This is a genomic window from Chryseobacterium sp. MHB01, assembly GCF_034651565.1.
Classification (GTDB): domain Bacteria; phylum Bacteroidota; class Bacteroidia; order Flavobacteriales; family Weeksellaceae; genus Chryseobacterium; species Chryseobacterium nepalense.
In genome coordinates this window covers 1-8,987 of the sequence record NZ_JAYEDA010000031.1, presented here as the reverse complement: position 1 = coordinate 8,987, position 8,987 = coordinate 1, and the positions used below count along the sequence as shown (strand labels likewise).

Annotated in this window: 5 protein-coding genes; 1 reads left to right on the top strand and 4 read right to left on the bottom strand. The window is 38.5% G+C overall.

Annotated features, from left to right (window positions below; all coding sequences use genetic code 11):
- The 3 genes from U9K52_RS20990 to U9K52_RS20980 all read right to left on the bottom strand — a co-directional run.
- On the bottom strand, window positions 1-318 hold a 318-nt coding region (locus tag U9K52_RS20990), incomplete at its 3' end, for a DUF6443 domain-containing protein (RefSeq protein ID WP_322927995.1).
- Window positions 319-322: 4 nt separating this feature from the next.
- The gene (locus U9K52_RS20985; protein ID WP_322927994.1) at window positions 323-3,703 is read right to left on the bottom strand and encodes a hypothetical protein; all 3,381 of its coding nucleotides are present in this window, start codon (window positions 3,701-3,703) and stop codon (window positions 323-325) included.
- A 12-nt stretch (window positions 3,704-3,715) separates the two neighbouring features.
- Window positions 3,716-5,401, bottom strand: coding sequence for a T9SS type A sorting domain-containing protein (locus U9K52_RS20980; RefSeq protein WP_322927993.1), 1,686 nt, complete (start codon window positions 5,399-5,401; stop codon window positions 3,716-3,718).
- 195 nt (window positions 5,402-5,596) lie between these two features.
- Here U9K52_RS20980 and U9K52_RS20975 point away from each other — a divergent pair, with 195 nt between their 5' ends.
- Window positions 5,597-7,633 carry an ATP-binding protein gene (locus U9K52_RS20975; protein WP_322927992.1) on the top strand — a complete coding sequence of 679 codons (2,037 nt, stop codon included), beginning with the start codon at window positions 5,597-5,599 and terminating at the stop codon, window positions 7,631-7,633.
- Between the two features lie 72 nt (window positions 7,634-7,705).
- Here U9K52_RS20975 and U9K52_RS20970 read toward each other — a convergent pair.
- Window positions 7,706-8,987: response regulator (locus U9K52_RS20970; protein ID WP_322927991.1), on the bottom strand; the 1,282-nt coding region annotated here is incomplete at its 5' end.

The window sequence follows — 8,987 nt, the reverse complement described above, 5'->3', positions numbered from 1 at the left end:
CAATGGAGATGTGTAGATTGCTCCATTCTGAGTTCCCAGCTGGGGAACCGGAAGGTAGTCTTTCACCTGTCTTCCGAAAACATCGTATTCAATGTGGGTGACCACATCTTTCCCCGTTGGGGAAGCTTTGACATTCACTACCTGCTTGGGTCTTCCCAATCCGTCGAAATACTGAACGTTTTCCGAGGTTTTGGTGGGTGTTGTTCCGTTATAATCTAAATAGGTTTTAGAATATACGTAGTTTTCCGTAGTGGTCAGCTGTGCCTGGGATAAACCGGATATCAGCAAAGCGCCTATAGGAATTAATATTTTTTTCATCGTATTAGTTTTTGTAGTTATACTTGAATTCTTTTAACAGCTTTCCGGTCTGGCTGCCTTCTCTTACTTCTTTCAGCCTGCCCGCAGAATCATAGAGATACACTTCCCGGATTCCTGAAGGAGGAGTAATGCTGGTTACCCCGATCAATGGATCATAAGTGTAGGTACTAATCTGGTAATTAGCCATTGTGCTTTCTTTCCTGAAATTATCCAAAGCTGTGATCAATGCTGCCTCATTGGAAGGATCGGAAGCATCAAGGTCGGAAGCTGCGATAATAGCCGCCGCCAGACTGCTTACCTGGGCATAGGTTGCCCCTACAATTTTAGCAATAGGCTGGGCCTGGTTGTAGCCCCATACAATGGCCGTAGGAATGCCGTCTTTCGTGGTATACTGCTGTAGGTTGCCTTTGGAATCATATTGATTATAGTTGATTTCTGTGGAAGCCGTGTTCTGCAGGTCATAGGAAACCACCGAGCTTGGAAATAAATTGGCTGCATTGTCGTATCTGGTCTCGGTTCTGGAAATAGTTTTTCCGGTTTCAGCAGCATTCTGCTTCTTCAAAACCGAAATTTCCAACGGAATACCGATCATATTTGCATTGATCAGCCTGGTGTTATTCTTCTCATGCGCATATTGGTAGGTGCTCTCTGTGATGCTGTTATCCGGAGAGGACATGGTTTTCTTAATAAGGTAATCCCGGATGTTATAGGTATTGTTTGTTACCTGGCTTACAGATTGCTGACTAGGGTAGTATTCGATGTGTTCTTCTTGTGTTAATTGAGCCGTACCGTATATATCGTATGATAAGCCCGCACTTAAAAAACCATTAACGTCAGTTCCTAAAATTACTCTTACCCCAGCAGTTTCTGCAACGAATGCTTCGTAAAAATTATAATTACCTCCATACAAATAAAACCCCGCCGTAATATGAGGGATTTCACTAATCACTATTCCTGTTCTAACTTCAGATGAAGGATAGTTGTATTGATACTTATCTTCTGTAAGAATAGTTCCGATATTATCGTAAACCTTCTTATTAATTAAGTTTCCTCTTTTAAAGTCATAATTTGGAACAGGCTGAAAAGGAGGCTGAACAGAAACACTTAGAAGATTAGGCTGATCTACAGGCGATGTGTATTGAAATACAGATTTTCCTCTGCCGGTTTCAGACACAGTGACATACTGATAACCTATATCACTTCCTTTAGTTTTTTGTACAGGTAAATAGTTTTTATTTGAGATATGCAAAATATCATTCTGAAAATTGGTAGTAATCTTTTGATACCCATCAAGCACATACTCTAATGTTGTTCTATACGGTTCCAGAAATGACATAATTGGTTTGGGAAACACCAACGCTCCTGTACTTTTTTTCACATCATTTAAAGCATTATAATTATAATTTACCGTTTTAATCGGTAGGCCGACAGGATTGCCCAAGTTATTTACATTCGAATCATTATAGTAAGACACAGATTTAATTTTAACTCCTCTTAGGTCAAATAAAAATTTATAATTATTAGAATTTCGTATTTTATAGTTAGCATCAAAACTTGTATTAAATGTTATTCCTGATATTCCCTGCTGAACAGGTGTTAATTCAAGATAATATTCCCCTGCCTGTAAAGGCATTTCAAAATCTGCAGTAGGAGGTGTAGTAAAGGCTGTCCCTATAGCGCCAACCTGTATATAGTTTGTACCCTGTTTCTTTAATATCCTTAACTGCCATACATACTGATCAATTTGTGAAGTATTAACTGTGAATTTTACATTCGTATTCTCAGATAATGTAAAAGCATATTTCTTCCCTCCAATAAAATTATTAAAAACCGTCATAGAGCTGGTATTATTCCAGTTCAAGTGGTTTTCATCAAAATTGGACAATTCTATACCTTCAGAATCATATGAATAAGTTGCTGCTTCATAAGTAAAATGAGCCATACCTGTGGTAGGATAGGTTATAGATCTTAGCAATTCAATATTTGAACATGCTGTGGGATCGTAGGAGCCTGACGTACATTTGAAAAATGAATCATCAATTGCTGTCAGGCCTGAAAAACCTTCATAATATTTCAGATTGTATTTATGATCTAAAACATAGGATGAATTTTGAGCATAAAATTTATCTACCGAATCTAAAAATAATCTTTTGTAAGTTCCCGCATTTCTATAACTATAGTTAAAATTAAATTTCTGATCTAATTTTCCGTCAGTGTTAAGAACTCTTACACTTTTTAATTTAGATAATTTGGTTGCATTTTCTCCTCCTGTATAATTGGTGTCCTCTCTTCCATTTTCATACTCGAAATTAATTTCACCTTTTCCGGGAATATTAATCTTCTGTAATTTTCTGATATCCGAAATAGTTATATTGACAGACTGAGTGTATTCTTTAGGAAGAGCTGATAAATTCTGGGAAATAGGAATAGAGTAAGGAATATGTATTTCGGACTGATATATATTAGTTTCTTCCCTTATATCACTGCTTTGTATAGTAACTGGAGTATCATACGTTAATGATGCCATCAATTCATTAGATACGTTTCTAACCTCACTCAGATGAAATGCACTGTTATAACTTTTATTCATTGCTGAAGTGTTAGTGGAAGTATTTCCGGCAATATTAGTGGAGTTAGTTTGTGTAACAGTCTTGGACTTTTCCAGAATATTAAATATAAATCTATTTCCAAACTCATCAGTTATTGAAAAGGCTGTAGGCTCATACGTAGCTGTATGTATTACTTCTATTCTGAGATTATTTTTATCCAATTTTACAGCGTTTAAAACATTTCCGTTTTTCTTAACAATAAATCTTCCTGTATAATTAAGAAAATTATATTGATAAAGATCATATTGAGTATCAAACCTATTGCTGTATTGAGCTTCAAAGGTTGATTTTTGAAAGCTTGTATCCAATTGTTGGAGCAGTAAATTTTCAGTATAGTAACCATAATTATTCTTAATACTGCTTTGGGTTGTATTTTCATCAAAGTATATTCCTATTTTATCATTTCCTCCTACTGAGTACTTCACAATTTGATCATCAGGACTACCCATAACAGTTCTTGAAATAGTTCCACCCGCAAATAAACTCCATCCCAAACCTGTTTCGCTGGCTTTAGAATCTGATTTGGCATTGTTGACATGGTATTTTAAGGCCAGATTAAAATCAACATTACTCAATCCCGTCGGTATATTTGCAATGGGTATGGTAATATCGGGAATTCCCGTATAATTGCTGACAGGAACTTCCTCAAACTTCATCAAACTATTGACCGTAGGTGATGGCGGAATAATATTCGGTATATTTTTATTGGAATCAGTAGTTTGTGCTTCAAAAAAATTAGCCAGTACAATGGCAGCACAAATGATTGTTTTTTTCATGTATTCTTAGTGTTATTTCTTAATCAGTTTAGCACTCGCTGTTTTGTTATCTTTGGTCTTCACCGTTACCAGATACGCTCCCTGAACCAGGTTCTGTGTATTGATCTTCGTGACTTTATTTTTTGTTTTCAGGCTCTGCAATTGTCTTCCTCCCATATCGTACACAACAATTTCTGCCTCGAACTTTCCATCACCCAGCTTCCAGCTTCCATCTTCCATTCCAATCTCCACATACGCATAATCTGATACAGGATTTGGATAGATCTTAATATCCTGCTTTTCGATCAGCTGGTCAATCTGTCTGTCACCCAGCTTTACGATCTTCCAGTTCTCTTTTCCCAGCTCTTCGGCGCTCGTCCCGGCTAAAACAATCGAACCGTCCCTGTTTAGTTTTATATCCGAAAGTCTTTCTTCCCTTTTCCGGGATTCTCCTTTTACATGTTTTCTCCACTGCTCATTACCATTCTGATCCAGATACAGCATCCAGAACGTTTCATCATCACTTTCAATTCTTCCTTCAGCCTGGGTATAGCCTCCTAAGAGAACGCCTTTAGACTTCCCGCTTCCATCTTCCTGCTTCCCGGCTATTACGCTCATTCCCATCAGCACATCCCGGTTTTTAAAATTGTAGGATTTCTGCCAGATCTCTTCTCCTCTTTCGTTGAGTGAGATCAGCCACAAATCAGTTCCTTCTTCAATGCCTACGGTTTTATTCCCTGACCGTTCAGACCTTGATTCGCCTCCGATTAAATAACCTGTAGAGGTTAAAGCTAATGTTCTCAAATGGTCATCTCCTTTTCCTCCGAAATTCTTTTCCCAGTCTACTTTGCCGTCTTTTGAAAGTTTGATAATCCAATAATCACCTTCACCGAAATTGCCGCTGGCTTTTGGCATCTGGCTACTGGCTTTACTTCCCGCTTCCGGCATCCCGCTTCCAGCTACCGCTCCGCTTCTGGAATAAACTCCGAGTAAAGCGCCTCCGTCTTTCGTGGGAATCATTTTCTCTACTTCATCCAAACCTTTTCCGCCTAAAATAAGTTGTGATAATTCTTTTCCGTTTTTATCCAGTCGTACAATCAAAACATCTTTGGATCCGTAACCCAAAGTTCTCGTTCCCTGAGGCTCTCGAAGGGAACCTGTCATTATATTTCCCGCCACAAAGAATCCCAAATCCGTTGTCTGAATCACCGCTCTGGCTTCCTCATCCGAATTACTTCCAATCGTTTTCTGCCACAATTCATCCCCGAATTCATTGATTCTTATCAGCCAAAAATCAGATCCGCCTTTGGAACCTTCCTTCTTGTCTAAGCCTTTTCCGCTGAATGATGTTCCTGCTAAAACGAATCCACCCTCCTGAGTGTTCACCGTAGCCGAAAGGAAATCATGGTTTTGCCCCGAGAAATATTTTTCCCAGACCTCATCACCCTGCTGGTTGAGTTTAACCAAATGAAAATCGTAACCGTTGTTTTGCTGCTGGTTGTTGGCTGTTGGCAAATGGCTTTTGCCTCCAGCTTTGGACATGTTATTTCCTGTCTGGATAGAACTGCCGGTTATCAAATACTGCTGATCAATAGTAGTGGTAACCTGGGAAAGAAAATCCTGGGTGGAGGATTTAATGTCTTTCTGCCAGAGCACTTCCTGGGCAGAAACCCCCAGAACAGAGCACAAGAACAGTGCTCCTGAGTATATTTTATTCATTCCTAATGTTTATTTCGAGTTGTGTTGATTATTAATTTAAATCGCCGCAAAAATACTTATTTTATATAAGCTGGGGAAAAACTACAATATCAATTTATTATGAATTTGATCAGATAAAATATTTTCCCTTATTATAAATATCATTCGCAAAACTATAATCCATTAACGACAGAACATGTCGTTTCTTATATTAACATGATGAGAAAAGGAACAAAAGTTGCAGTTGTAATAGACTTACTTTTACCTATCTTTGTTATATTTATGACTCCTGAACATTCAACAGATAATATTTTCAGTCCTGATTTAATCATACAGGCACTGGCCTCCTCTCCTGCACCAACTGCCATATATTCAGGTGAAAATATGATCATCCGCTTTGCAAATGAAGGCATGCTGGCTTTATGGGGAAAAGATTCGTCTGCAATCGGTAAACCCTTAATGGAGGCGATTCCGGAGTTGGAGGGACAGCCCTTTTTGGGATTATTACAGCAAGTCTGGCGTTCCGGTAAAACCTACTCTATATCGGAGGCTCCTGCAAAACTGATCAAAAACGGACAGGAAATGCTCGATTATTTTGATTATGAATACAAAGCACTTACTGATCAAAACAATAAAACATGGTGCATACTTAATACAGCACTTAATGTAACTTCGCGCCGTGAATTTTTACAGCAGATACGAGAGAAAGAAGAAAGAGAACATGCACTCAATGAGGAAATGGCTGCTACCCTTGAAGAGCTGACTTCCACTAATGAAGAACTCAGTGATTCTATAAAACAACTTGCACACAGCAGGGAGTACATACGAACGATTATTGAACAGGCTCCTGTTGGAATTGCAATGCTGAAGGGACCAGACCACATCATTGAAATTGCCAATCCTGCCATCCTTAGCATTTGGGGCCGCAAGGAGTCGGAACTTGTTGGCTTTCCCCATGAGGAAGCCCGCCCCGAACTACAGGGACAACCCGTTAACAAATGGCTCAGAGAAGTTTACAATAGTGGAAAACCTAAGATAAATAATGAATTTACAGTCAGATTACGGCACAATGATGGCTTAAGAGAAGCTATTGTCAATTCCATATATCAGCCTATATTTTCTGAAGGAACTATTTCCGGAGTTCTTATCATTCTTGAAGAAATTACTCAGCAGGTTTTAGAGCGCCGCAAAAGTCAGAATGATCAGCAAATGCTTGCTCTTGCCATTGACGCCGGAGCACTTGCCACTTTCTATTATCAACCCGCAACCAACCTCTTTTCCGGGAATTCCTTACTTAATAATTGGTTTGGATTGTCATCAGAAGAAAATTTAGACTTATCTATTGCATTACAGGTCATTCTGCCTGAAGATAGAAACAGGGTTATTAATGCTATCACCAATGCTCTCAGTAAAGAATCTGACGGCCATTATTTTATTGAGTACCGAATACAAAATAACACCGATAAAAAAATAAGGCTGCTACAGGCGAACGGAAGAGTTTTTTATGACTCACAGGGCAATCCTTTAAGCCTTAACGGTACGCTTAGAGATATTACGGAACAGAAGAAAGAAGAACAGCGAAAAGATGATTTTATGGGAATGGTGAGCCATGAACTTAAAACACCACTCACCTCATTGAAAGCTTACCTTCAGCTGTTGCAAAGAACGAAAGCAAACGAGGAAAATTCCAGACATCAAATTATGCTGGAAAAATCTGTAAAGCAAGTGGATTATATGAACAATATGATCAATGGTTTTCTTAATGTATCAAGACTCGATTCCGGACAAATGCACATTGAAAAAACAGTCTTCGATTTTCAGTCATTATTCACGGAAATTGAACATGAGATTCTTTCCACCAACCATAGCCGCAGCTTTATTTTCAGAGCTTCCGGTCAAACATTAATCAATGCAGACCGCGACAAAATATCGCAGGTTATCCATAACCTTATCGGAAACGCCATAAAATACTCACCTGTCAATACATCGGTCATTATTGAATATGCAGCCATCGGCCAAAATAGCTTACAAGTTACTGTTACCGATCACGGAATCGGAATCTCCGAAGAAGATCAGCAACGAATTTTTGAACGTTATTACCGTGTAAAAGACATTAATAGCAGAACGACATCGGGATTTGGTATAGGGCTTTATCTTTGTAAAGAAATTATTGATCTTCATAGCGGTACAATAGAGGTCCAGAGTTCAAAGATGGAAGGTACCACATTTGCATTCGTTTTACCGATTGAGTGACAGAACCTCCAGCTAAGTATCTGTCTGTAAATATATACCGGAATTCCTACAAAGAAAAATTCCGGCAAAATTCTATTTCATTAAATCTTTAACAATATCTAATCCTATTTTTATGTCCTGATGTATTTCATTGCTCATGGTATAAAAATCCATTCCATCTTCTCCTATCTTCTCCCATTTCAGAGCACACTCAGAAAGCTTGAAAAGCCCGGCACTGCCTGCAGTTCCTTTAAGTTTGTGAAGGATCATTCTGGTTTCTGCAATATCTTTTTCCTGGGCTGCCTTTTCTATATTTTTTTCTGCATGAGAAAGTTCCTGGATCAGCAAATTGAGAAAAACTTCTTTGAAATCTTCATCATCTCCAATCTGCTCATTTAACATATTGAGATTAATATACTGTTCCGTATTCATTTCTGACTGATTTTCATCATCAACAACATGAGCATCCGTTTTATTATTTTCGTTAACACCGATATATTTTGTAAGCATTTCCTGAAGATCTGCCTGTCTGAGAGGCTTGGGAAGAAAGTCAGTCATTCCGGCTTCCAGGCATTTTTCTTTTTCACCCAGTACATTTCCTGCGGTAACGCCAATAATCGGCACACCGGTGTAATCCGGAAGCATGCGGATCTGTTTCGTGGCTTCAATACCGTTCATTACCGGCATCTGGACATCCATAAGAATAATGGAGAATTGTTTTTTCTGACACAATTCCAAGGCTTCCAGCCCGTTTACGGCTTCCGTAAGATGTGCATCAGGAGTAATGGATTTCATTATTCTGTTATTCAACACCATGTTCACTGGATTATCATCTACCAGAAGAACTTCAAGTTCTGATACAAATGAATAGGAATTTTTCTCATCCTGATGTTCAATAATAATTTCTAATGTATTATTTCGGGCCACCTTTCGCAGCGTTTTGTATAAATCATCAGATTTAATAGGTTTCACCAGCAAAAAGGCATTTTCCTTTTCCCGGATTGACGTAATTACTTCTAATTCTTCCGAAGAAGAGGAAAGTATTATAATAGGAAGACTATCCTTTCTCTGTTGGAAAAGCTCCCTGATTTTATCAATAGTTTCCAGTCCGGACATGAGTGGCATATGGTAATCCATGAGAATCACATCGAACTTTTCACCTTTCATGAGGATTTCCAGCGCCTCCATTCCGTTGGCAGCCAGTGTAGTCTCAATATTTTTATAACCAAGCATATGATCAAGAATAATCCTGTTGCTTTCATTATCATCTACCACCAACGCTCTTTTTATCGTCATATCTTCCTCTTCCCTGGATTCGGAGATTTCATAAGGCATTTCTATATCAAAGAAAAATACAGAACCTCTATCCGGCTCG

Coding starts and splice junctions, on each gene's coding strand:
- U9K52_RS20985 (WP_322927994.1), bottom strand. CDS start 3,703: ATGAAAAAAACAATCATTTGTGCTGCCATTGTACTGGCTAATTTTTTT.
- U9K52_RS20975 (WP_322927992.1), top strand. CDS start 5,597: ATGATGAGAAAAGGAACAAAAGTTGCAGTTGTAATAGACTTACTTTTA.
- U9K52_RS20980 (WP_322927993.1), bottom strand. CDS start 5,401: ATGAATAAAATATACTCAGGAGCACTGTTCTTGTGCTCTGTTCTGGGG.